This is a genomic window from Pseudomonas sp. B8(2017), assembly GCF_002113575.1.
Taxonomy (GTDB): Bacteria; Pseudomonadota; Gammaproteobacteria; order Pseudomonadales; family Pseudomonadaceae; genus Aquipseudomonas; species Aquipseudomonas putida_Z.
Map to the genome: position 1 here is coordinate 495,614 of NZ_NEIO01000001.1, position 23,755 is coordinate 519,368.

At 64.1% G+C, this 23,755-nt stretch carries 17 protein-coding genes; 7 read left to right on the plus strand and 10 right to left on the minus strand.

Going from position 1 to position 23,755, the window contains the following annotated elements; genetic code table 11:
* Window positions 1-90: 90 nt before the first annotated feature.
* The 5 genes from CAG22_RS02305 (at window position 91) to CAG22_RS02325 (ending at window position 4,890) form a co-directional block, all read left to right on the plus strand.
* Window positions 91-420 (plus strand): MliC family protein, encoded by a 330-nt coding sequence (locus CAG22_RS02305; RefSeq protein ID WP_085704233.1) that lies wholly within the window; start codon window positions 91-93, stop codon window positions 418-420.
* Between the two features lie 100 nt (window positions 421-520).
* The gene (gene fba, locus CAG22_RS02310) at window positions 521-1,585 is read left to right on the plus strand and encodes a class II fructose-bisphosphate aldolase (RefSeq protein ID WP_016712383.1); all 1,065 of its coding nucleotides are present in this window, start codon (window positions 521-523) and stop codon (window positions 1,583-1,585) included.
* 323 nt (window positions 1,586-1,908) lie between these two features.
* Window positions 1,909-4,041 carry a bifunctional diguanylate cyclase/phosphodiesterase gene (locus CAG22_RS02315; RefSeq protein WP_085587842.1) on the plus strand — a complete coding sequence of 711 codons (2,133 nt, stop codon included), beginning with the start codon at window positions 1,909-1,911 and terminating at the stop codon, window positions 4,039-4,041.
* 39 nt (window positions 4,042-4,080) lie between these two features.
* Complete coding sequence (locus CAG22_RS02320) at window positions 4,081-4,581, plus strand: M48 family metallopeptidase (protein ID WP_084785286.1); 501 nt, start codon at window positions 4,081-4,083, stop codon at window positions 4,579-4,581.
* A 12-nt stretch (window positions 4,582-4,593) separates the two neighbouring features.
* Entirely contained in the window at window positions 4,594-4,890 is a 297-nt protein-coding gene (locus CAG22_RS02325) for a helix-turn-helix domain-containing protein (protein ID WP_075046570.1), read from the plus strand.
* An 86-nt stretch (window positions 4,891-4,976) separates the two neighbouring features.
* Here CAG22_RS02325 and CAG22_RS02330 read toward each other — a convergent pair whose 3' ends face one another.
* Window positions 4,977-5,429, minus strand: coding sequence for a GNAT family N-acetyltransferase (locus CAG22_RS02330; RefSeq protein ID WP_075046569.1), 453 nt, complete (start codon window positions 5,427-5,429; stop codon window positions 4,977-4,979).
* Window positions 5,430-5,584: 155 nt separating this feature from the next.
* On the opposite strand from CAG22_RS02330, the gene CAG22_RS02335 reads away from it, so the two are divergent.
* Window positions 5,585-6,322, plus strand: coding sequence for an ABC transporter substrate-binding protein (locus CAG22_RS02335; RefSeq protein ID WP_085704236.1), 738 nt, complete (start codon window positions 5,585-5,587; stop codon window positions 6,320-6,322).
* A gap of 131 nt (window positions 6,323-6,453) precedes the next feature.
* Here CAG22_RS02335 and yccS read toward each other — a convergent pair whose 3' ends face one another.
* From yccS to CAG22_RS02370, 7 genes are all read right to left on the minus strand, one after another.
* Entirely contained in the window at window positions 6,454-8,637 is a 2,184-nt protein-coding gene (gene yccS, locus CAG22_RS02340) for a YccS family putative transporter (protein WP_025340876.1), read from the minus strand.
* A 235-nt stretch (window positions 8,638-8,872) separates the two neighbouring features.
* Window positions 8,873-10,054, minus strand: a complete 1,182-nt coding sequence (locus CAG22_RS02345; RefSeq protein ID WP_085704239.1) for an NAD(P)/FAD-dependent oxidoreductase — start codon at window positions 10,052-10,054, stop codon at window positions 8,873-8,875.
* A gap of 145 nt (window positions 10,055-10,199) precedes the next feature.
* Window positions 10,200-11,537 (minus strand): ATP-dependent RNA helicase DbpA, encoded by a 1,338-nt coding sequence (dbpA, locus tag CAG22_RS02350; RefSeq protein ID WP_230396947.1) that lies wholly within the window; start codon window positions 11,535-11,537, stop codon window positions 10,200-10,202.
* Window positions 11,538-11,649: 112 nt separating this feature from the next.
* A complete protein-coding gene (gene mdtD / locus CAG22_RS02355) occupies window positions 11,650-13,077 on the minus strand; it encodes a multidrug transporter subunit MdtD (protein ID WP_085587851.1) in 1,428 nt (475 codons plus the stop codon).
* Window positions 13,078-13,214: 137 nt separating this feature from the next.
* Window positions 13,215-14,534, minus strand: coding sequence for a TldD/PmbA family protein (locus CAG22_RS02360; protein WP_085704242.1), 1,320 nt, complete (start codon window positions 14,532-14,534; stop codon window positions 13,215-13,217).
* Window positions 14,534-15,976 carry a TldD/PmbA family protein gene (locus CAG22_RS02365; RefSeq protein WP_025340872.1) on the minus strand — a complete coding sequence of 481 codons (1,443 nt, stop codon included), beginning with the start codon at window positions 15,974-15,976 and terminating at the stop codon, window positions 14,534-14,536. The genes CAG22_RS02360 and CAG22_RS02365 overlap by 1 nt, the downstream gene beginning before the upstream one ends.
* 32 nt (window positions 15,977-16,008) lie before the next feature.
* Window positions 16,009-17,811 (minus strand): acyl-CoA dehydrogenase, encoded by a 1,803-nt coding sequence (locus CAG22_RS02370; protein WP_085587855.1) that lies wholly within the window; start codon window positions 17,809-17,811, stop codon window positions 16,009-16,011.
* A 368-nt stretch (window positions 17,812-18,179) separates the two neighbouring features.
* Here CAG22_RS02370 and CAG22_RS02375 point away from each other — a divergent pair, with 368 nt between their 5' ends.
* The gene (locus CAG22_RS02375; protein ID WP_085587857.1) at window positions 18,180-18,743 is read left to right on the plus strand and encodes a hypothetical protein; all 564 of its coding nucleotides are present in this window, start codon (window positions 18,180-18,182) and stop codon (window positions 18,741-18,743) included.
* A 362-nt stretch (window positions 18,744-19,105) separates the two neighbouring features.
* Here CAG22_RS02375 and CAG22_RS28440 read toward each other — a convergent pair whose 3' ends face one another.
* Both CAG22_RS28440 and putA read right to left on the minus strand, forming a co-directional pair.
* Complete coding sequence (locus tag CAG22_RS28440; protein WP_158091088.1) at window positions 19,106-19,405, minus strand: hypothetical protein; 300 nt, start codon at window positions 19,403-19,405, stop codon at window positions 19,106-19,108.
* A gap of 369 nt (window positions 19,406-19,774) precedes the next feature.
* Window positions 19,775-23,728: a trifunctional transcriptional regulator/proline dehydrogenase/L-glutamate gamma-semialdehyde dehydrogenase gene (putA, locus tag CAG22_RS02385; protein WP_025340865.1), complete on the minus strand. Its 3,954-nt coding sequence runs from the start codon at window positions 23,726-23,728 to the stop codon at window positions 19,775-19,777.
* Between the last annotated feature and the right edge of the window lie 27 nt (window positions 23,729-23,755).

Below are 23,755 nucleotides of genomic sequence, written 5' to 3' on the forward strand. Positions count from 1 at the left end.
CTTGCCCGCTCCCACAGGTACAGCGCTTGACCTGTGGGAGCGGGCAAGCCCGCGAAGGGCTGCACAGCAGCCCCCAATCGAGGAAACTGAATGAAAGCGCTTTTGGCCGTGACGGCCCTGGCGACACTGGCAGGATGCTCGCTGCTGAAGCCGGCGCAACCCGCCCTGGCAGACGACTGGACCCGCTGGGTCTGCGACACCCAGGCTGAAGTGCTGTGGCGCTTCGCCGATGCGCAGCGCGACCAGGTCGATGTGCGCCTTGGTGGCGGTGACCAGGTCTACCGGCTCAAGGCCGAGCCGGGTGCCTCGGGTGCGCTGTACAGCGATGGCATGCTGGCCTTCCACACGAAGGGCGAGGAAGGCCTGGTGTACTGGGTGGCGACCAACGATCTGATTGGGCGGGGCTGCAAGGCACCGTGACTGGCCGGGCCGCTAGGGTGGCCCACACTACTTGAACAGCAACCGCCCCTGCGGCAGGCTTGCACGAAACAAACGACGCTTGTCGGGAGAGAGATACACAATGGCACTCATTAGCATGCGCCAGATGCTGGACCACGCCGCCGAGTTCGGTTACGGCGTACCGGCTTTCAACGTCAACAACCTCGAGCAGATGCGCGCCATCATGGAAGCGGCCGACAAGACCGACTCCCCGGTGATCGTCCAGGCTTCGGCCGGTGCCCGCAAATACGCCGGTGCCCCGTTCCTGCGTCACCTGATCCTGGCGGCCATCGAAGAATTCCCGCATATCCCGGTGTGCATGCACCAGGACCACGGCACCAGCCCTGACGTCTGCCAGCGCTCGATCCAGCTGGGCTTCAGCTCGGTGATGATGGACGGCTCGCTGGGTGAAGACGGCAAGACCCCGACCGACTACGAGTACAACGTCCGCGTTACCCAGCAGACCGTTGCCATGGCCCACGCCTGCGGCGTTTCGGTAGAAGGCGAGCTGGGCTGCCTGGGTTCGCTGGAAACCGGCATGGCCGGTGAAGAAGACGGCATCGGTGCCGAAGGCGTGCTGGACCACAGCCAGATGCTGACCGACCCGGAAGAGGCTGCCGACTTCGTCAAGAAGACCCAGGTCGACGCCCTGGCGATCGCCATCGGTACCAGCCACGGTGCCTACAAGTTCACCAAGCCACCAACCGGTGACGTGCTGGCGATCGACCGCATCAAGGAAATCCACAAGCGCATCCCCAACACCCACCTGGTGATGCACGGTTCGTCCTCGGTACCGCAAGAGTGGCTGGCGATCATCAACCAGTACGGCGGCGACATCAAGGAAACCTACGGTGTACCGGTCGAGGAAATCGTCGAAGGTATCAAGTACGGCGTGCGCAAGGTCAACATCGACACCGACCTGCGTCTGGCTTCCACCGGTGCCATGCGCCGCCTGATGGCGCAGAACCCGAGCGAGTTCGACCCGCGCAAGTTCTTCGGTGAAACCGTCAAGGCCATGCGTGACGTGTGCATCGCCCGTTACGAAGCCTTCGGCACCGCTGGCAATGCCTCGAAGATCAAGCCGATCTCCCTGGAAGGCATGTACCAGCGCTACCTGAAAGGTGAGCTGGCCGCCAAGGTCAACTGATCTTCTGGTATTAATGAAAAAGCCCGCAGCGATGCGGGTTTTTTCATTTTTGGGTGTTAGAACCTTATGCCTGTGCCGGCCTCTTCGCGGGTAAACCCGCTCCCACAGGTTACTCGCTGGCCTGGAAAACAGTGAGGAACTTGTGGGAGCGGGTTTACCCGCGAAGAGGCCGGCACATATTCCCGGCAAAGCGACCGTTAGTCGGCTACCGTATAGTTGAGGCACTGATAGCGTTCTGATTGCATTGCGTGTTATCCGCTCAGGTCTAGAGTACTAGTGGATCCAACCGTATCTTGAAGTCGGTCACATAATAGAGAAGCAGCATGGATGGCGCTCACCCTCACCCCCAACCTCAGCCACTGGATGGCAGCTCGGTTCTTCTGGTGGTAGACGATTACCCCGAAAACCTCATCAGCATGCGGGCATTGCTGGCCCGTCAGGATTGGCAGGTGCTGACGGCAAACTCGGGGATGGAAGCCCTGAGCGCGTTGCTCGAGCACGATGTCGACCTGGTCCTGCTGGATGTACAGATGCCGGAGATGGACGGCTTCGAAGTCGCCCGGCTGATGCGCGGCAGCCAGCGTACCCGGCTGACCCCGATCATTTTCCTCACCGCCAACGAACAGTCCGAAGCGGCCGTGCTCAAGGGCTACGCCAGCGGCGCCGTGGACTACATGTTCAAACCGTTCGACCCGCAAATCCTCAAGCCCAAGGTCCAGGCCCTGCTCGACCAGCAGCGCAACCGGCGCATGCTGCAGCGGCTGACCCGCGAGCTGGAAGCGGCCAGGGCGTTCAATGCGTCGATCCTGGAGAACGCCGCCGAGGGCATTCTGGTGGTGGATGCCCAAGGCATCATCAGCTTTGCCAACCCGGCCATTTCCCGTTTGTTGTCAGCGCCGGTGCAGCAGTTGCAGGGCGCCCATCTGCTCGACCTGGTGCAACTGACCAGTGCCAGCCTGTGGAACGAATCGGACTTCTACCAGGCCTACCTGGGGCGGCGCATCTTCCGCGTGCACGATGCCCAGCTGCGCACCCTTGGTGGCGAGCTGGTGCCGGTGGCGTTGTCCTGTGCGCCACTGCCGGCAGAACAGCAGGCTATGGTGGTCACCGTGCTGGACATGTCGGTGGTGCGCAACCTGCACCAGCAGCTGGAGTACCAGGCCGTCACCGACCCGCTTACCGGCCTGCTCAACCGCCGCGGGTTCTACCAGGCCGCCGAAGGTGCGCTGCTGCGCAACGAGCGTTCGGACAAGGCGCAGGCGCTGATGTACATGGACCTGGATGGCTTCAAGCGCATCAACGACTCGCTCGGCCACGACGCGGGCGACCGGGTGCTGCACTGGGTAGCCGAACAGCTCAAGGATTGCCTGGGCAGTGAAGCGCTGCTGGCGCGCATGGGCGGGGACGAGTTCACCGCACTGTTCGACAGCCTGCCTTACCCGGAGCAGGCCGGGCGCTATGCCGAGCGGTTGCTGGAACGCATTTCCATCAGCCACCAGGTGGAAGGGCTGGATGTGAGCCTTGGGGTGAGCATCGGTATCGCCACCTATCCGGATTGCGGCGCCAATGTCGAAGGCCTCTTGCGTGCGGCCGATGCGGCGATGTACGCGGCCAAGCAGGCGGGGCGCCAGCAGTATCGCTTCTACGATCAGGAGCTCAACGGCCGGGCGCGTTCGCGGCTGATGCTCGAGGACAGCGTACGCACGGCCGTGGAGCAGCAAGACTTCACTCTGGTTTACCAGCCGCAGGTTGGCTTCAACGATGGCCGCCTGCGTGGCTTCGAGGCCTTGCTGCGTTGGCAGCATCCCAGTGTCGGCGACGTGCCGCCGGGGCTGTTCATCCCGTTGCTGGAAGAGGCGCGCCTGATCAACCGCCTGGCCAGCTGGATCTACCGCCAAGGCGCGGCTCAGCGCCAGGCCTGGTGCCAGCATTTCCCGGCGGACCTGGTGCTGGGTATCAGCCTGAGCCGTGCGCAGTTCGCCATGCCAAGCCTGGTCGACGAACTGCACCGGGTCATCCAGCTTTACCAGCTGGACCCGGCGCAGCTGGAAGTGGAGGTGGCGGAAACCTCGCTGATGTACAACATCGATGCGGCGGTGAAACAGATACACCGCTTGCGCGAGCTGGGTATGCGGGTGGCGCTGGATGACTTTGGTGCGGGCGACTGTTCGTTGCGCATGTTGCGCGACCTGCCGATCGATACCCTCAAGCTCGACCGCCACCTGGTCGCGCGCCTGCCCGACTCGGCGGTGGATGCCGCGCTGGTGCGCAGCGTCATCGGCCTGTGCGCCGACTACAGCATCACGGTGATCGCCGAGGGGGTGGAAACCCCGGCCCAGGCGGCCTGGCTCAAGGCCAATGGCTGTGAGTACGTGCAGGGGTTCCTGGTGGCTTACCCGATGACCGCCACGGATGCCAGCAGCTTCCCGGTGATTTTCTCCTGGGCGGGGCCATGATTGGCTAGAATCGGCATTCGTTACACCGAATGCAGCGCCATGACCGTATTACGATACTTGCAAGCCTACCCCCCGCACCTGCAGCAGCAGGTGCGGGAGATGATCGACAGCGACCGCCTGGGCGAGTACCTGCAGCGCCGCTACCCCGACCGCCATGACGTGCAGAACGACAAGGCGTTGTACGGCTATGCCCAGGATTTGCGCCAGCAATACCTGCGCAGCGCGCCGAACCTGGACAAGGTACTGTTTGACAATCGTCTCGACCTGACCCATCGGGCCCTGGGCCTGAATACGGCGATATCAAGGGTGCAGGGCGGCAAGCTCAAGGCGAAGAAGGAAATCCGCATTGCCTCGCTGTTCAAGGAGGCCGCGCCGCAATTCTTGCGCATGATCGTGGTGCACGAACTGGCACACCTGCGCGAGCGCGACCACAACAAGGCGTTCTACCAGCTCTGCCAGCACATGGAGCCGGACTACCACCAACTGGAATTCGACCTGCGCGTCTACCTGACCTATCGGGAGCTGCCGGGCAACTGTTAAGGACCACGCAGCATGGAAGTGAGCAAGACCAAGAGCAGCTTCTACCGCCGCCTGTACGTGGCCTGGCTGATCGACAGCCAGACCGCGACCAGCGTGCCGGCCCTGATGGAGGCCACCGGCATGCCCCGGCGCACCGCCCAGGACACCATTGCGGCGCTGGCCGACCTGGATATCGTCTGCGAGTTCGAACAGCAGGAAGGCGCGCGCAACCACGCCGGGCATTACCGCATTCATGACTGGGGGGCGATCGACAAGCAGTGGATCATCCGGCACCTGCGGCAGGTTCGCGAAGTGCTGGGGTATCCCTGATCCACTGGGGGCTGCTACAGGTAATCGCGTTCCCTTGTAGGAGCGGCCTTGCGTCGCGAAAGGGGGGCGAAGCACCCCCGGCGATCTCAACCCTTGCGCATCCCGATATGCGGAATGTCATCCTCAAGATATTCCTCGCCCACCACCGCGAACCCATGCCGGGCATAGAACCCCTGCAAATGCGCCTGCGCCGACAGATAGACCGGCACCCCCGGCCAGCAATGCTCCGCTGCCTCCAACCCCTTGAGCAGCAAGGTATGCCCCAGCTTCAGCTCGCGCGCCGCAGGTGCAGTCACCACCCGCCCGATCACCACATCCCCACCCTGGGATTGCGGGTCGAGCAGGCGCAGGTAGGCCACCAGCTTGTCATCCTGCCAGCCCATCAGGTGCAGGGTATCGCCGGTCAGGTCCTGGCCATCGACTTCCTGGTAGGCGCAGCGCTGCTCGACCACGAACACTTCAGTGCGTAATTGCAGAATGGCGTAGAGCTGGTCCTTGCTGAGATCGGTGTGGTGCTTGCAGAGCCAGTCGATGGACATTGGCGCGAACTCCTTGAGTGGGCCGTCGATCATCGCATGATGTATGGGGCACGGCCAAAATAGAGGCTAAATGACACTATTGGCCGCTGCCCTGTGCGACGGCTTTGTGTAATCTCGTCGGCAGTGTGTGCCCTCCATTGCGAAAGGACGTGAGCATGCGGCCACTGCTTTGTGTTCTGGGGTTGCTGGCAATGATACTTGCAACACCCGCATCGGGTTACGAAAAGCTACGCCTGGTGGCCGACAATTGGCCGCCGTTCACCGATTCCAGCATGCCGGGCGGTGGCCTGGCGACCAGCATCGTCACCACGGCGCTGGCCCGGGCCGGCTACACCAGTGGGGTCGAAGAGGCACCGTGGGCGCGGGCCCTGCTGGGGGTGAGCGAGGGGCGTTACGACGTGCTGATCAACGCCTGGTACAACGACTCGCGCGCCAGCATCGGGCAGTTTTCCAGAGCCTACCTGGTCAACCGCATTCGCCTGTTGCAACGCAAGGGCGAGGCGTTTCGCTACAAGCGCCAGTCAGACTTGTACCCCTACAGCATCGCTGTGGTGCGTGATTACGCCTATTCCCCCGAGTTCGACCGCGACACCCGCTTGCACAAGGTGGCGGTGCGCAACTTTCCCTCTGCGGTACGCATGCTGGCGGCGGGGCGGGTGGACCTGGCGGTGGAAGACGAGTACGTGGCCCGTTACAACTTGCAGCGCGAACTGCCGGAGGTGCGCGATGGTGTGATGCTGGTGGAGCCGCCGTTGGGGGAGAACACCCTGCATATCCTGGTCAGCCTGAAAAACCCGGAGCATGCGCGGATCGTCGAGCGGTTCGAGCAGGCGATAGCGGCGATGAAGGCGGATGGCAGCTATGCGCGGCTCATGCGCCAGCATGGCTTCTGAGCTATATCTTCTGTGCCGGCCTCTTCGCGGGTAAACCCGCTCCCACAGGTATTACACAGGTCTTGAAACTTGTGGGGTTCCTGTGGGAGCGGGTTCACCCGCGAAGAGGCCGGCACAGGCGATAGTACAACTCAGGCCGGTGCACCTTCCTTGATCAAATGCGCTGCCAGGGTCCGCAGCGGCCCCAGCTGCCGGCAGATCAATGCCAACTGCGTCTGCACCAGCCGCTGGTGTTCGTCCAGCTCTTCCGGCATCTGCTCCAGGGCATTGGCCAGCGCTTCTTCGGCATCACTGTGAATCGCCACCGGCAGCCGCGCGGCCAGGCCGTTGGCAATCTCGTCCAGGCTGCTGGCCAGGCTTTGTCCGGCACCGTCGATCAACTGCTCCTGCACCTCCGCCGGCAAGGCGGTGTCGCGGTGCGCGCCCAGCCCCGAGAGGTAGCTGAGCAAGGTATGCGACAGCACCAGGAAACGGAAGCCGACGTCGGCCTCCTTCCGGAAATGCCCCGGCTCCATCAGCATGTTGGCCAGGGTGGTGGACAGCGCCGCGTCGGCGTTGTGGGCGTTGCGCCGGGCCAGGCGGTAGGCCAGGTCATCGCGCTTGCCGTGGGCATACTGCTGCATGATCTGCCGCAGGTACACGCTGGCGCAGGCCAGGGTATTGGCCAGCGCCTTGTTCAGCCGCCGCCCCTGCCAGTCGGGGAGGAACAGGAACACCGCGAGGATGGCGATCAGGCTGCCGACCAGGGTATCGAACAGGCGCGGCAGGAACAGGCCATAGCCATCGCCGATCTGGTTGAAGCAGAACAGCACCATCAGGGTGATCGCGGCCGTGGCCAAGGTGTAGCGGGTGGTGCGGTTGACGAAGAACACCACCCCGGCAACCACGGCGAACAACGACTGGATGACCGGGTTTGGGAACAGGTCGAACAATGCCCAGCCCACCGTCAGGCCGACGGCGGTGCCGGCTATCCGCTGCACCAGCTTGCGCCGGGTCGCACCGTAGTTGGGCTGGCACACGAACAGCGTGGTGAGAATGATCCAGTAGCCCTGGGTGGGGTGGATCAGGTGCACCATGCCATAGCCGATCGACAGTGCCAGCGGCAGGCGCAGGGCATGGCGGAACAGCAGCGAAGTCGGAGTCAATTGGGTGCGCAGGCGGGTCCACACATCCTTCAGCGAGCGTGGCGAGCGGTCGAGCAGGCTGCTATCGCTGGTGTCGGCCAGGCTGTCCGGGTTGCTGGCGGCGCTGAGCAGGCGGTCGAGCGTCGCCAGGTTGGCCGCCAGCGCCCGCAACGAGCGAAGCAGGCTACGCCAGGCCGGGTTGTTCTGCATGCGCAGGTGTTCCAGCGAGGCGTTGAGGTCTTCGAGGGCTTCGGGATAACCGCTGGCCAGCACGAACGGCTGGCGCAGGCGGATCGAGCGGGCCAGTTCCTGGCAGGACGAGCCCTGCTTGCGCAGCAGGCGCTGGCAGCGGAACATCACGTCGCTGTGGAAAAAAGCCTCGGTCAGGGCGTTGTAGGGATAGTGCGAGGCACTGACCCGTTCATGGATGTCCTGGGCCAGGAAGTACAGCTTGAGGTAGCGGCTGACCTTGGAGTTCGGCTGGCTGTTGCCCACCCGGTGCAGGATGATTTCCTTGGCTGCGTTGAGCGCCGCCACCACCTTGCCGTTCTGCTGGGCCAGTTCCAGGCGCCGGGCTTCGACGTCAAGGGTGCGGACGGGTTCGAACAGGCTGGCCTTGAGCTTGAGGTAGCTGCCCAGCTCGAAGAACAGCTTGGCCAGGCTCTGCTGCACCGGCTGATTGGAAAACAGCGCCTGCCACAGCACCGACAGCAGCCCGTACCAGGCCGCACCCGCCACCAGCAGCAGTGGTTCGTGCCAGAAGTCGGTGACCTGGCCGCCGCGCTGGTCCACGCCGATCATGGTGTACACCGCAGTGATCAGGGTCGCTGAAGCGATGGCGCCATAGCGTTCGCCCAGGGCACCGAGCATGGTCAGGCCGAAGGCCGCCAAGGCCAGGGCAATGACGAATACCCACGGGTAGGGGAACAGCAGTTCGACCGCCAGTGCGGCGATGGCAAAACACACCAGGGTGACGGCCAGGGCGCTGAGGCGGCCTTGCCAGCTGTCATCGGTTTCGGCCAGGGCGCTGGCGATGATGCCGAGGAACAGCGGAATCAGCAGGGCCATTTCGTTCTGGTACCAGCACAGGGCCAGGCTGCCGGTGAGGGCGATGGTGACCCGGATGCTGTAGCTGAACTTGTCTTGGCCCCACAGGCGACGCAGTGACTGACGGAACGAGCTCGATGACATGATGGCCTGCTAGGCAGTGATCAGAGAAATACCGTTCGAGGCCGTGTCATTGGGGCCGCTGCCGCGGCCTATCGCCGGCAAGCCAGCTCCCACAGGTACTGCACAGAGCCGAGGGCTGTGATGATCCTGTGGGAGCCGGCTTGCCGGCGATGGGCTGCAAAGCAGCCCCAACTCTTTTCCGGCACTCCAGCACGGGCCAGCAAGAAGCGTTCCGTGCTGCTGAATGGATTCTACTCTACACGAACTGCGCCGCGGCGTTGGCGGAGGCCCAGGCCCACTGGAAATTGAAACCGCCCAGGTGGCCAGTCACATCCAGCACTTCACCAATGAAATACAGCCCGGGGCTCTTCAGCGATTCCATGGTCTTGGACGACACCTCGCGGGTATCCACGCCGCCCAGGGTCACTTCAGCAGTGCGATAGCCCTCGGTGCCGGCCGGCACCACTTGCCAGTTCGCCAGCTTTTCGGCGATCTGTGCCAGTTCCGCCGGGGTGTACTGCTTCATCGGCCTGGACTCGAACCACTGCTCGGCCAGCAGGTTGGCCAGCTTGCGGGTAAACACCTCACCCAGCACGGTCTTCAGCTCGGCGTTGGCGCGTTCGGCCTGCATCTGTTGCAGCCAGGTCAGTGCATCACGGTCGGGCAGCAGGTTGATCTCGACCGTGTCACCGGCTTCCCAGAACGACGAGATCTGCAAAATCGCCGGGCCGCTGAGGCCGCGGTGGGTAAACAGCAGGTTCTCGCGGAAGCTGGTGCCGTTGCAGCTGGCGGTGCAATCCAGCGAGGTGCCGGACAACTCGGTGCACAGTGCCTTCAGTTGGGGCTCGGTGATGGTGAACGGCACCAGCCCGGCGCGGGTCGGCAGCAGGGTGTGGCCGAACTGGCGGGCCACCTGGTAGCCGAAGCCGCTGGCACCCAGGGTTGGGATCGACAGGCCGCCGGTGGCGATCACCAGCGACTGGCAGGCGAACTGGCCGCCGCTGGTCTGCAGCAGGTAGCCGCCTTCGGTCTTCTCGATCTGCTCGATGCTGGTGTGCATGCGGATCTCGGCGCCGGCCTCATCGCATTCGGCCAGCAGCATGTCGAGGATGTCGCTGGCCTTGTTGTCGCAGAACAGCTGGCCGAGCTTCTTCTCGTGGTAGGCCACGCCGTGCTTGTACACCAGCTCGATGAAGTCCCACTGGGTGTAGCGGGCCAGGGCCGACTTGCAGAAGTGTGCATTCTGTGAGAGGAAGTTGCCCGGCTCGGTATACATGTTGGTGAAGTTGCAGCGGCCGCCGCCGGACATGAGGATCTTCTTGCCCGGTTTGTTGGCGTGGTCGAGCACCAGTACCCGGCGGCCACGGCGGGCGCTGAGCTGGGCGCACATCAGGCCGGCGGCGCCGGCGCCGAGGATGATCACGTCGGTGGAGTGCACGGTGTTACCTCATTGTTAGCTGGGGCCGCTGAGCGGCCCATCGCCGGCAAGCCAGCTCCCACAGGTACAGCACAAGCCTGGGGCCTGTGGTAATCCTGTGGGAGCTGGCTTGCCGGCGATGGGCTGCAGAGCAGCCCCAAAATCATCAGACGATGCGGACTTTCAGGGAGCGCCCCTTGATCTTGCCGCTGTTCAAGCGCTGCATGGCCTGCTTGGCCAGCGGCCGCTCAACGGCCACGAACGCCTGGAAATCGAAGATCGCAATCTTGCCCACCTGCTTGCCGGGGATGCCGGCATCACCGGTCAGCGCCCCGAGGATGTCACCCGGGCGCAGCTTGTCCTTGCGCCCGGCGGCGATGCACAGGGTGCTCATCAGCGGCAGCAGCGGCTCGCCACCCTTGTGCTTCAGGCTGTCCAGCTGGTCCCAGCGCAGCGGGCTCTTCTGCAGATCTTCGATGGCTTGGGCGCGGTGGCCTTCGGCCGGTGCCACCAGGCTGACCGCAATACCTTTCTCGCCGGCACGGCCGGTACGGCCCACCCGGTGCACATGGATTTCCGCATCACGTGCCAGTTCGACGTTGATGACCATGTCCAGGCCATCGATGTCCAGGCCGCGTGCGGCCACATCGGTAGCCACCAGCACCGAGCTGCTGCGGTTGGCGAACATGGTCAGCACCTGGTCGCGGTCGCGCTGCTCCAGGTCGCCATGCAGGGCCTGGGCAACGATGCCCTTGGCGGTCAGGTGGGCGACCACATCCTCGCACTGCTGCTTGGTGAAGCAGAACGCCACGCAGGACTGCGGGCGGTAGTGGCCGAGTACGCGGGTGACGGCCTCGAGGCGCTGTTGCGGGTCGATCTCGATGAAGCGCTGCTCGATCTGGTTGTCGGCATGCAGGCTCTCGACCTTGACCTGTTGCGGGTTGCGCATGAAGTCGGCGGCCAGTTGCTTGATGCCGGCCGGGTAGGTGGCCGAGAACAGCAGGGTCTGGCGGCGCGACGGGGTCTTGCCGATGATGCTGGCGATGGCATCGAAGAAGCCCATGTCGAGCATGCGGTCGGCTTCGTCCAGCACCAGGGTGTTCAGCCCGTCGAGCACCAGGGTGCCCTTGTCCAGGTGCTGCTGGATGCGCCCTGGGGTGCCGACGATGATGTGCGCGCCGTGCTCCAGCGAAGCGATCTGCGGGCCCAGCGAAACGCCGCCGCACAGGGTCAGGATCTTGATGTTGTCCTCGGCGCGGGCCAGGCGGCGCAGCTCCTTGGCCACCTGGTCGGCGAGCTCGCGGGTAGGGCACAGCACCAGCGCCTGGCAACCGAAGTAGCGCGGGTTGATCGGGTTGAGCAGGCCGATGCCGAAGGCGGCGGTCTTGCCGCTGCCGGTCTTGGCCTGGGCGATCAGGTCCTGCCCCTTGAGGATGACCGGCAGGCTCTGGGCCTGGATTGGTGTCATCGAGGCATAGCCGAGGGCGTCCAGGTTGGCCAGCATGGCAGTGGACAGCGGCAAGGTGGCAAAGGCGGTGGATTCGGTGGTCACGAGGCGGGCCTGCGTTGCGAAGCGAAAAATGCCGCACAGTCTACCAGCCTCGTGGCCATTCGCCCTACGACTCCATGTGTTGTTCCGGACGACGGGCACGCCTTCCGTCCGTCGGCGACAGTTGCAGGAAGATCGCCGCCGCCAGCATGGCCATCACGCCGATGGTGACGAAGGTCAGCTGGAATGCGCCCAAGGTGGTTTCCACGCCGTCGGCGCTGCCGGCTGCGGTAAAGCCGCCGAGCAATGCACCCGCACATGCCACGCCCAGGCTCAGGGCCAGCTGCGCGACCACCGACAGCAGGCTGTTGCCGCTGCTGGCGCTGGCATCGTCGAGGTCGATCAGGGTTACCGTGTTCATCGCGGTGAACTGCATCGAGTTGACCGCGCCGAGCAGGCCCAGCTGAATCAGCAGCACGGCATAGGGCGTCTGTTCGTCGACCAGACCGAGGCTGGCCAGCAGCAGGCCCAGCAGTAGGGTGTTGCCGGTGAGGATGATGCGGTAGCCAAAGCGCTCGATCAGTGGTCGGGCAATGGACTTGGCCAGCATCGCCGCAGCCGCCAGCGGGATCATGCTCATGCCGGCCTGGGCCGGCGAGTAGCCCAGCGCCACTTGCAGCAGCAACGGCACCAGGAACGGCAGGGCGCCGCTGCCCAGCCGGGCGAACAGGTTGCCGAGGATACCGATGGCAAAGGTGCGCACGCGGAACAGGCTGGGCGAGAACAGCGGCTCAGGGTCGCGCCCGGCGCGCAGCCAGTAGGCCGCCAGGCAGGCCATGCCGGCGAACAGCAGCAACATCACCCGCAGGTGCGGCAGGTGCAGTTCGCCCAGGCCTTCCATGGCGATGGTGATCAATACCATCGCTGCGCCAAACAGCAGGAACCCGGGGCCGTCGAACGTGGTGCGCTCGGCGCCGCGCAGGTCGGGGATGAACTTCCACACGGCGTAGCAGCCGATCAGGCCGACCGGCAGGTTGAGCAGGAAGATCCAGTGCCAGCTCAGTATTTCCACCAACCAGCCGCCAACCGTCGGGCCCAGTAGCGGCCCGAGCAGGCCGGGGATGGTGATGAAGCTCATGATGCGCACCAGCTCGGTGCGCGGGTAGGCGCGCAGGACCACCAGCCGACCGACCGGCAGCATCAGCGCACCGCCCAGCCCTTGCACGACACGGGCAAAGATCAGGAAACCGAGGCTGTTGGCGGCGGCGCACAGCAGCGAGCCGAAGCTGAACAGCAGGATGGCGCTGAAGAAGATGCGCTTGGTGCCGAAGCGGTCGGCGATCCAGCCTGAGGCGGGGATCAGCAGGGCCACGGTGAGCATGTAGGCAATGATCACGCCCTGCATGCGCAGCGGGTCTTCGGCCAGCGAGCGGGCCATGGCTGGCAGTGCGGTGTTGAGGATGGTGCCGTCCAGGGACTGCATGAAGAAGGCGATGGCCACCACCCAAGGGATCCAGCGGGCGGTGACAGGGTCCAGCGGGGTGCGTTCGGGCATGAGGAACCTCAATGTTCGGCATTGCCTGTACTGGCCTCATCGCCGGCAAGCCAGCTCCCACAGGATTACCACAGACCTCAGGTTGGGTGCGGTCCCTGTGGGAGCTGGCTTGCCGGCGATGAGGCCGGAATGGCCTATCACAATGTCAGGGTCAGGCCTTTGACCAGTGCCCCCGGCAAATGACTCGACCCGGTACTGCGCTGTCCATAGGTACTGGTCGACAGAATCATCTCGCGCTCCTGCGTCAGGTCCTCCAGTTGGCTACCTAGCAAGCTGTACAGGCTGTCATCGAAGCGCATGGTGCTCACCGGGCCCTGGATCTGCCCGTTCTCCACCCAGAAGGTGGCGAAGCGGGTCAGCCCGGTCATGCGTGCCGCCGGCAAGTCGGAATAGTTCAGGTACCACAGGTTGCTGATGTACAGCCCGGTACCGAGCCGCTCCAGAATCTGCTCGCTCGGCAGGCTACCTGCTGCCAGGCTCAGCGCACACGGCGACTCGTAACTATCGGCGCCATTGGCCAGCAGCTCGAACTCGGCCGCACTGCGCGCACTGATCAATCGCTGCCGGGCCTCGCCTTGCTGGATCAACGGCACATCCAGGCGCGGCGAGCCTTCATCGGAAAACGCCGGGCTCAGCGAACCGCTGACCTGCTCGGTGAAGCTAACCAGCGGGCTCAGCCGCGCATCGCCGTTGTACAGGCGCTGCAGGGCGCTGTTGCCAGTGGCCAGGGCCTGTGCGGAAAAGCCGCCCCAGCACAGCATGCCGGCTATTTCGTCCATGGCCGCCGGGGCCAGGTAGGCGCGGTAGCTGCCAGGTTTCAGCGTGACGGCAGGGCGGCCAAGGAAACCCAGCTGCTCCCGCGCCTGGCGCAGGCGTGCGGTGAAGTCGTCGGCGCTCCACACTTGCCCGGCATAATTGGCCTTCACCGCCTCGCCGTTTTCGTGGAACAGGCTCCAGTCGAAGTTGAAGCTGTTGGCCTGGTGCCAGCCGAAGGCCCCGAACGAGCTGGCGAAGCCCCGGCAGATGGGGCCGGCGGCGTAGATGCCGACAAGGTCCAGGTCGCCGGCTTCGCGCTCGAGCAAGGTCAGCACATCGCTCAGTTCGGGCAGCGGCTGCTCCTGCTGGCTGTGGCTGTGCCAGGCGCTTTCGTCCAGGCGCAGGTACGGATCGACCGCCAGCAGTGGCAAGGTCTGGCGCAGTTGCTCCAGGGCCGTGAACAGGCGCTGGCTATCCAGTTGCGTGTCACCACTCAAGGTCACCTGTTGCTCTGCCTGGCGGCCATCGCGGATCAGCCGCAGTTGCGCGCCGGCCTGGTTCACGGTGCCGGCCTGGCGCACCTTGGCATGGTTGAAACGCACGAATTGCGACTGTTCGGCGCTGTAGCCGAGGGTGAACTGTTCGCCCGTCTGCAGGGCTTTGCGCACATCCCCGACCAGGGTTTCGAAAGCGTGTTTCATCAGGCGTCTCCTCCGAATACGTCGATCTGGCGGAACACGCAGGCCGGCGAGGCGTGGCCGACCCGCACCACCTGGTTGGGTTCGCCCTTGCCGCAGTTGGGCGTGCCCAGCACCTGGAAGGTACTGCTGTCGCCGACCGCCGCCAGGTTGCGCCAGAACTGCGCGGAGATGCCGCGGTAGTTGGGGTTCTTGACGATACCCTTGAGCTCGCCGTTTTCGATCAACTGCCCCCATTCACAGCCGAACTGGAACTTGTTGCGTGCATCGTCGATGGACCAGGAACGGTTGGTGCGCATCAGGATGCCGTGCTCGATGCCCTTCACCAGCTGATCCAGGCTCTGGTCGCCCGGCTCGATGTTGAGGTTGGCCATGCGGTCGATCGGCGCACGGTTCCAGCCGCAGGCGCGGCTGTTGGCCACGCCGTCGAGGCCGGAGCGGAACTGCGACAGCGCACCACCCAGCGGGCGCAGCAGCAGGCCATCGCGGATCAGGAACTGCTTGCTGGCCGGGGTGCCGTCATCATCGAAGCTGTAGCTGGCCAGCTCTTCGCCGATGGTCGGGTCGAAGGTCACGTTGAGCAGCGCGGAGCCGTACTGCAGGTGGCCGAAGTCACCGGCCTTGACGAAGCTGGTGCCGGCGTAGTTGCGCTCGTCGCCGAGAATGCGGTCCATCTCCAGCGGGTGGCCGATGGATTCGTGAATCTGCAGCATCATCTGGTCCGGCATCAACAGCAGGTCGCGCGGGCCGCTGGGGGTGTTCGGTGCCAGCAACAGTTGCAGCGCCTCGTCGGCCACCCGGCGGGCAGCCCCGACCAGGCCACAGCGCTCGATGATCTCGAAGCCGCCCTGCTGGCCGAAGTTGTCGCGGCCCAGGCTGCGGCTCTGGCTGTCCTGGCCATCGCTGGCGGTCACGCCCAGGCCCGGGAACAGGAAGCGCTGGGCGTGGCGCAGCTCGGCGCCGGCCGAGTTCAGGTAGGTCTGCTCGACCAGGCTCAGGCCCAGGCTGGCCTGCCAGTCCACCAGGCGGCTGTCCTTGGGCACGCTGGCCGATTCGGCAGCGAGCAGGCCAAGGCAGTCGGCGAGGTTGGGCACGGGTTGGTCGAAGTTGGGCGAAATGTGGTCGTGGCGTGCGCTGGTCACCGGTTGCTCGCGCAGGTCCAGCAGGTTGTACCGGGCGATCTGCCGGGCCAGCGCCTCGGCGTGCTCCAGGGCGCGCTGCAGGCCGGCCTGGGACAGGTCGGCGGTGGCGGCATAGGCTTCCACGCCATTCACCCGCACGGTGAGCATGGCGCCCTCGTCCTGGCTGAAGAAGGGTGGTTCCGCGACGTTGCGGCGAACCGACAGCGCCTGGTGCGACTGTTTCACATGGCGCAGTGAAAACAACTCGGCCGTACTGCGCAGCGCGGCAAAGCGCTGGCGCAGCAGGGCGCTGGTATCGAACATGTGGAAGCCTCCGTGTACACGGTGGCTCCCCCTTAGAACCACTCGTCCTGCATGGTGAGGCAAGTGTCGTCGCGCGCCTCGAGCAATGCCAGCTCATTATGGCAGCCAGGTACTTCCCAGGTCAGGAAATAACGCGCGGCCTGCAGCTTGCCAAGGTAGAAGTCGCGGTCGGCGGGGTTGCCCTTGAGCAGTCCGAGTTCGGCATGAATCGCCTGTTCCAGCCAGCGCCAGCCGATCACGCAGTGGCCGAAGGCCTTGAGGTACAGGGCCGAGTTGGCCAGGGCTCCGGCGACTTTGCCTTGGGCCAGGTCACTCAGCAAGGCCAGGGTCACACCTTGCAAGCGGTTGACCAGTTGCTCCAGCGGCTGGCGCAGCGGGTCGAGGTTCGGATGGTGGCTGGCGCGCTCGCCGGTGGCAGCGATCGACCGGATCAACTGCTTGAGGCCAGCGCCATTGTTCTGCGCCAGCTTGCGGCCCAGCAGGTCGAGCGACTGGATGCCCTCGGTGCCTTCATGGATCGGGTTCAGGCGGTTGTCGCGGTAGTACTGTTCAACCGGGTATTCGCGGGTGTAGCCGTGGCCGCCGAGGATCTGGATCGCCAGTTCATTGGCCTTCAGGCAGAACGTCGAGGGCCAGGATTTGACGATCGGGGTCAGCAGGTCGAGCAGCTCCTGCGCCTGCTTGCGGGCGCTGTCGTCGCTGGCAGTCTGGGTGTCGTCGAACAGGCGCGCGGCATACAGGCCCAGGTCGAAGGCGCCCTCCACGTAGGCCTTCTGTGCCAGCAGCATGCGTTTCACATCGCTGTGCTCGATGATCGGCACCGCGGGGCTGTGCGGGTCTTTGTTGTCCGGCAACCGACCCTGCGGGCGCTGGCGGGCGTACTCCAGCGAATACAGGTAGCCGGCGTAGCCGAGCATCACCGCGCCCATGCCGACACCGATGCGTGCCTCGTTCATCATCTGGAACATGCAGGCCAGGCCCTGGTGTGGCTGGCCGACCAGGTAGCCCACGCACTGGCCGTTGTCGCCGAAATTCAGCGCGGTGGAGGTGGTGCCGCGCCAGCCCATCTTGTGGAACAACCCGGCCAGCAGCACATCGTTGCGCGGGCCACGGCTGCCATCTTCGTTGACCAGGTACTTGGGCACGATGAACAGCGAGATGCCCTTCACGCCGGGCGGCGCATCCGGCAGCTTGGCCAGCACCATGTGCACGATGTTTTCCGACAACTCGTGATCACCGCCGGAGATGAAAATCTTGTTGCCCTTGAGCCGGTAGCTGCCGTCACCGGCAGGTTCGGCGCGGGTGCGGATATCGGCCAGTGACGAGCCAGCGTGGGGTTCGGTCAGGGCCATGGTGCCGAAGTAGCGGCCTTCGATCATCGGCTGCAGAAACAGGCGTTTCTGTTCATCGCTGCCGAAGCTCTCGATCAGGTTGGCCGCGCCCATGGTCAGGAACGGGTAGGCCGTGGTGCCGGCGTTGGCCGCCTGGAAGTGGGCGAAGCAGGCCTGCGAGACCAGGCTCGGCAGCTGCATGCCGCCGGCTTCGAAGTCGCGGTTGGCGTTGAGGAAGCCGGCTTCGAGAAAGGCGTCGACGGCGGGTTTCACTTCGGGGATCAGTTCGGCGCGGCCATCCACGTAGCGCGGCTCGTTTTCGTCGGCCTTGCGGTTGTGCGGGGCGAAGAACTTTTCGGCGATGGTGCGGGCAGTTGATAGCGCTGCATCGAAGGTTTCGCGGCTGTGCTCGGCGAAGCGCGGGCGCTGGGTCAGGGCCTCGGCGTCGAGGACTTCGTAGAGTTCGAAGGCGAGGTTGCGGGGGCTGAGCAGGGTCTCGGGCATGGTCGCGGTCCTGAGGCGGGATGCTGCGAGTGTAGGAGGGTGGTGGGGTGGGGGACAGGTTAATAGGTTTGGGTGATATGGGTTGAGAACACCGGGATGTCTGGTGGTTGGTCGCACAGCTCACGCGGGGGCAGTTGTTGTTTTGCCTGTTCGGGCCCTTTCGCGGGTAAACCCGCTCCCACAAGTACTGCGCAGCCGCGGCCATCAACGCTGCACCTGTAGGAGCGGGTTTACCCGCGAAAGGGCCGGAACAGGCGCAGGAAAATGTAGAGACGTTTCCTACAAGTCAGAGCGGAACTGGACTACTGCGGATCGAATGCCATTTGGCCTTGAATGCGTGCTTTGGTGTTCGCAATGAGGCTTTTCTGATGAGTGATGTCCACAAGAACGACTTGAATGATTTCGAGGGCAAGCAATTTCCCTTCTTCGTAGTCTCGCCCCTGAAGTTTGGCCTAATGACCTTCTTCACCCTTGGTTTTTACTGGCTGTATTGCTTTTATCAGAGCTGGAAGCTGCATGGAGTGAGGACAGGAGAAAAGGTCAGCCCATTCTGGCGAAGCGCTCTTGCAGTGTTCTTCATCTACCCGTTATTGAGAAGGGTGAATGATCATATTCGCGAGTCAGGCAGAACCTACCCTTGGTCCATTCTGGGGCTCACGCTGGGCTACTACGGTATGTGTGCTGCCTGGGTGGCTGCCAGTGTGATTCTGGATGATCAGTTGTGGGCGGCGTATTTTGCGGGTGTAGTCATTCAAGCAGCTTGGTTGGTCATTCTGGTGCCCATGCAGAAAGGCGCCAATTTCAGCGCGGGGGATGAGACAGGGGTGGCTAACAGCCGTTTCACGCTGGCCAATTGGTTGTGGATGCTGCTGGCTGCCGTAATTACAGCAGCGCAGCTGTTTGCTTTGGTCACACTTTCGTCCATGGTTTGAGCAGCGTGGCAGCAGAATTTGCCGGGGCCGCTTTGCGGCCCTTTCGCGGCGTAAGGCCGCTCCTACAAAGCTCGGTATTCCGGCGCGGTTCGAAGAGGGAGCATATTGAAGAACTCGAACTTGAGCTGGCATGCGATCGCTTTCCTGTTTTGGGGAGGCATGGACGCGTTCTACATCTGCCTTTGTGTCTTCCGCAGTACGGAGCGAGGTGCCATACCTTTCTGGACGGATTTCAAGGACGCATTGAGCAACATGCAGATCTGGGGAGGAGGGCTAGAGCTAATCGTCTGGCTAGGCCTGGTTCTGCAGCTTTCGTTGATAGCGACCTGCGCGTTGTTTCTTATGCGTTGCCGGTTGGCTGTCTACTTGGCGATGGTGCAGATCCCCTTTCGCATCTTTTTTATCGTTCCGTCGATATCCATAATCCTGTTGTTGCCGATGCTGGCTTCCAGTATCAGTAACTCGGTGTGGATTGGGCTGATGCTGACTTCGGAGGCTGGGAAAGGCTGGTGCCTATTGTGGCTCTGGCGAAAGCGCGGGTAACGGTGTGCGCCGGGTTTTTTGGATTTTTCTACCGGTCTGTCAACCCATGCACAGCTGCCACCCTCTTGTTTGACCGCAGGTGGTGATAGTTCCTGATCCACCCCTGAACGCAGATTCACTCGAAGATCCTAATCTAAGTCGCGAACTTCGCGCTGAGGCTTATTGATGTGTCGCCTGAGCCGGCCCTTTCGCGGGCATGCCCGCTCCCACAGGTACGGTGCAAGTCATGAAGCCTTTGGTGATCCTGTGGGAGCGGGCGCGCCCGCGAATAGGCCTGGCCAGGCACTCGAGAATTATCAGGGGATTGAACAATGACAACAGAAGACACCCAATCCGCATCGAGCCTGGCATCCCGTGCAGGGACGCCCGTGAGCAGTCGTCGGAGTTGATGGGTTATGTCCGCGAATTGAACACCTGTCAGCCAAACCCAAGCCCCCATAAAAAAAGGAGAGCCGAAGCTCTCCTTTTTTCGTTAACAACCCTCAGCCTCAGCCAATGGTCATCAGGCTGGCATTGCCACCGGCAGCAGCAGTGTTCACACTCACTGCCCGCTCGATCACCAGGCGCTCCAACGCAATCTGGTGGTCGCCGCTGGACAGCCCGTGCACACCCACGATCGCCCCGGCACGCTTGGCCACCTGCTGGCACACGCCGCGCAGCTGGTCCGAGTCGCCATGGTGGATCACGGCGTCGAACGCCACTTCATCCTTGTTCCAGTCCGCCACCAGCTTGACCTTGGCCTGCAGCTCTCGCGGCAGGCGGGCACGCAGGGCTTTGCCCGGCTCGCCGTCCGCCCATACCGCCGAGCTGCCAACGGCCAGCACTGCGGCGAACTGCGCCAGCAGGTCGGCTTCGTTGTCGGCCAGGCACAGCACGTGCTCACGTGGCAGGATGGTGTAGCTGTTGCGCTCGCCGGTCGGGCCTGGCAACAGGCGGGCGATGCCGCTCTGCGACTGGCTGGCGAACTGGCTGCACAGCGCGGCCAGGTCGGCCAGCTGGTTGCTCTCGGCCCAGGCCTTCAGGCCATGCAGTGGCTTGATCAGCTGTTCGTGCAGGGCGCGGTCAGGCTTGCCTTCGCCGTCCTGCTGCTGGAAGTGGCGGCCAATCGCGTCGGCCGGGCGGGTCGACAACAGGCGGTACAGGTACAGCGGGCCGCCGGCTTTCGGGCCAGTGCCGGACAGGCCTTCACCACCGAACGGCTGCACACCTACCACTGCACCAACAATGTTGCGGTTGACGTACATGTTGCCGGCGTTGGCGGTTTCCACCACTTTGGCGATGGTCTCGTCGATGCGGGTGTGCACGCCGAGGGTCAGGCCGTAGCCGGAGTTGTTGATCTGCTCGATCAGCTGGTCCAGGTTGCGACGGTTGTAGCGCACCACGTGCAGCACCGGGCCGAAAATTTCACGCTTGAGCTCGTCGAAGCTTTCCAGCTCGATCAGGGTCGGCATGACGAAGGTGCCGCGCTTGAGCTCGGCAGCATCGGCAATTGCCACCTGGTAGACCGAGCGACCTTTCTCGCGCATGCCCTGGATGTGCTTCTCGATGCCGGCCTTGGCTTCGGCGTCGATCACCGGGCCGATGTCCACGGCCAGGCGGTCCGGGCAGCCCAGGCGGCTTTCGGCCATGGCGCCCTTGAGCATTTCGATCACGCGGTCGGCGGAGTCTTCCTGCAGGCACAGCACGCGCAGTGCCGAGCAACGCTGGCCGGCGCTGTCGAAGGCCGAGGACACCACATCGATCACCACCTGCTCGGTCAGTGCCGAGGAGTCGACGATCATCGCGTTCTGGCCACCGGTTTCGGCGATCAGCGGGATCGGGCGGCCCTGGTTGTCCAGGCGGCCGGCGACGTTGCGCTGCAGCAGACGGGCCACTTCGGTGGAACCGGTGAACATCACGCCCTTGACGCGCTCGTCACCCACCAGGCCGGCACCGACGGTTTCACCGCGGCCTGGCAGCAGTTGCAGCACGCCTTCAGGGATGCCGGCTTCCAGCAGCAGGCGCACGGCCTGGGCGGCGATCAGCGGGGTTTGCTCGGCCGGCTTGGCCAGTACCGGGTTGCCGGCGGCGAGCGCTGCGGCTACCTGGCCGGTGAAAATCGCCAGCGGGAAGTTCCACGGGCTGATGCACACCACCGGGCCCAGCGGGCGGTGGGCGTCGTTGCTGAAGTCGTTGCGTGCCTGCACCGCGTAGTAGCGCAGGAAGTCAACGGCTTCACGCACTTCCGCGATGGCGTTGGCGAAGGTCTTGCCGGCTTCGCGGATGAGCAGGCCCATCAGCGGCTGGATTTCGGCCTCCATCAGGTCGGCGGTGCGCTCCAGAATGGCAGCGCGCTCGGCTGGCGGGGTGGCCTGCCAGATCGGTGCTGCATTCAGTGCGCACTGGATGGCGTTGTCGACGTCGGCGACAGTGGCTTCCTGAACATGGCCGACCACGTCGCGGTGGTCCGCCGGGTTCAGCACCGGTGCGGCTGCGCTTTCGCTGGCAGCGCAGGCCAGCAGTGGCGTGGCTTTCCAGTCGTTGTGAGCGGTGGCCAGCATGGCGCAGGACAGCGATGCCAGGCGGTGTTCGTTGGCCATGTCGATGCCGGCCGAGTTGGCCCGCTCGCTGCCATACAGTTCACGCGGCAGCGGGATGCGTGGGTGCGGCAGGCCGATGCTGCCTTCCTGGGTGCCCATGCGCTCGATGCTGGCGACCGGGTCGGCGACCAGTTCCTGGATGGAGATCGAGTGGTCGGCGATGCGGTTGACGAACGAGGTGTTGGCGCCGTTTTCCAGCAGGCGACGTACCAGGTAGGCCAGCAGCGTTTCGTGGGTGCCGACCGGTGCATAGACGCGGCACGGACGGTTCAGCTTGCCTTCGGAAATCTTGCCGACCACCTGCTCGTACAGTGGCTCGCCCATGCCGTGCAGGCACTGGAACTCGTACTGGCCCGGGTAATAGTTCTGACCGGCAATGTGGTAGATGGCCGACAGGGTGTGGGCGTTGTGGGTGGCGAACTGCGGGTAGATGGCTTCTGGCACGGCCAGCAGCTTGCGGGCGCAGGCGACGTAGGACACGTCGGTGTACACCTTGCGGGTATAGACCGGGTAGCCTTCCAGGCCTTCGACCTGGGCGCGCTTGATTTCGCTGTCCCAGTAGGCGCCTTTCACCAGGCGGATCATCAGGCGGTGGCGGCTGCGCTTGGCCAGGTCGATGACATAGTCGATCACATACGGGCAGCGCTTCTGGTAGGCCTGGATAACGAAGCCGATACCGTTCCAGCCAGCCAGCGAAGGCTCGAAGCACAGGCGCTCGAGCAGGTCGAGCGACAGCTCCAGGCGGTCGGCTTCTTCGGCGTCGATGTTCAGGCCGATGTCGTACTGCTTGGCCAGCAGGGTCAGCGACAGCAGGCGCGGGTACAGCTCTTCCATCACGCGCTCGTACTGGGCGCGGCTGTAGCGCGGGTGCAGCGCCGACAGCTTGATCGAGATGCCCGGGCCTTCATAGATGCCACGGCCATGGGAGGCCTTGCCGATCGAGTGGATGGCCTGTTCGTAGGACGCCAGGTACTTCTGTGCGTCGTGCTCGGTCAGTGCGGCTTCGCCGAGCATGTCGTAGGAATAGCGGAAGCCCTTGGACTCGAAGCGGCTGGCATTGGCCAGGGCTTCGGCGATGGTTTCGCCGGTGACGAACTGCTCGCCCATCAGGCGCATGGCCATGTCGACGCCCTTGCGGATCATCGGCTCGCCGCTCTTGCCGATGATGCGGGTGAGCGAGGAGGTGAGGCCGGATTCGTTGTGGGTGGACACCAGCTTGCCGGTCAGCAGCAGGCCCCAGGTGGCGGCGTTGACGAACAGCGACGGGCTGTTGCCCAGGTGTGGCTGCCAGTTGCCGGTGCTGATCTTGTCGCGGATCAGCGCGTCACGGGTGCCCTTGTCGGGGATGCGCAGCAGGGCTTCGGCCAGGCACATCAGTGCCACGCCTTCCTGGGACGACAGCGAGAATTCCTGCAGCAGGCCCTGGACGATACCGGCACGACCGCCAGCGCTCTTCTGGTTACGCAGTTTTTCGGCGATGCCGGCGGCCATCTTGTTGGTCGCTTCGGCCAGCGGGGCGCTCAGGCGCGCCTGCTCCAGCAGCATCGGTACCACTTCCTGCTCGGGGCGACGGTAGGCGGCGGTGATCGCCGAGCGCAGTACCGACTGCGGCAGGATGCTCTCGGCGAACTCGAGGAAGCACTGGTGGCTGTGGTCGGGTTGGACCTCACCGGCGTCGTCGGCCAGGTTGCTGGCATGGCCGTTGAGTTCGGTCAGGGTGGCACCACCCTCGAGCTTCTCCAGGTAGTTGAAGATCGCTTGCTTGATCAACCAGTGCGGGGTGCGGTCAATCGACTGCGCAGCTGCCTTGAGTCGCTCACGGGTCGGGTCATCGAGTTTGACCCCAAGGGTGGTCGTCGCCATTTCTTATCCTCGTTATTGCCACGGTTG

What these genes read in the sequence shown, in the direction of transcription:
- CAG22_RS02305 (WP_085704233.1), top strand. Translation starts at nt 91, where the DNA reads ATGAAAGCGCTTTTGGCCGTGACGGCCCTGGCGACACTGGCAGGATGC.
- fba (WP_016712383.1), top strand. Translation starts at nt 521, where the DNA reads ATGGCACTCATTAGCATGCGCCAGATGCTGGACCACGCCGCCGAGTTC.
- CAG22_RS02315 (WP_085587842.1), top strand. Translation starts at nt 1,909, where the DNA reads ATGGATGGCGCTCACCCTCACCCCCAACCTCAGCCACTGGATGGCAGC.
- CAG22_RS02320 (WP_084785286.1), top strand. Translation starts at nt 4,081, where the DNA reads ATGACCGTATTACGATACTTGCAAGCCTACCCCCCGCACCTGCAGCAG.
- CAG22_RS02325 (WP_075046570.1), top strand. Translation starts at nt 4,594, where the DNA reads ATGGAAGTGAGCAAGACCAAGAGCAGCTTCTACCGCCGCCTGTACGTG.
- CAG22_RS02330 (WP_075046569.1), bottom strand. Translation starts at nt 5,429, where the DNA reads ATGTCCATCGACTGGCTCTGCAAGCACCACACCGATCTCAGCAAGGAC.
- CAG22_RS02335 (WP_085704236.1), top strand. Translation starts at nt 5,585, where the DNA reads ATGCGGCCACTGCTTTGTGTTCTGGGGTTGCTGGCAATGATACTTGCA.
- yccS (WP_025340876.1), bottom strand. Translation starts at nt 8,637, where the DNA reads ATGTCATCGAGCTCGTTCCGTCAGTCACTGCGTCGCCTGTGGGGCCAA.
- dbpA (WP_230396947.1), bottom strand. Translation starts at nt 11,537, where the DNA reads ATGCTGGCCAACCTGGACGCCCTCGGCTATGCCTCGATGACACCAATC.
- mdtD (WP_085587851.1), bottom strand. Translation starts at nt 13,077, where the DNA reads ATGCCCGAACGCACCCCGCTGGACCCTGTCACCGCCCGCTGGATCCCT.
- CAG22_RS02360 (WP_085704242.1), bottom strand. Translation starts at nt 14,534, where the DNA reads ATGAAACACGCTTTCGAAACCCTGGTCGGGGATGTGCGCAAAGCCCTG.
- CAG22_RS02365 (WP_025340872.1), bottom strand. Translation starts at nt 15,976, where the DNA reads ATGTTCGATACCAGCGCCCTGCTGCGCCAGCGCTTTGCCGCGCTGCGC.
- CAG22_RS02370 (WP_085587855.1), bottom strand. Translation starts at nt 17,811, where the DNA reads ATGCCCGAGACCCTGCTCAGCCCCCGCAACCTCGCCTTCGAACTCTAC.
- CAG22_RS02375 (WP_085587857.1), top strand. Translation starts at nt 18,180, where the DNA reads ATGAGTGATGTCCACAAGAACGACTTGAATGATTTCGAGGGCAAGCAA.
- putA (WP_025340865.1), bottom strand. Translation starts at nt 23,728, where the DNA reads ATGGCGACGACCACCCTTGGGGTCAAACTCGATGACCCGACCCGTGAG.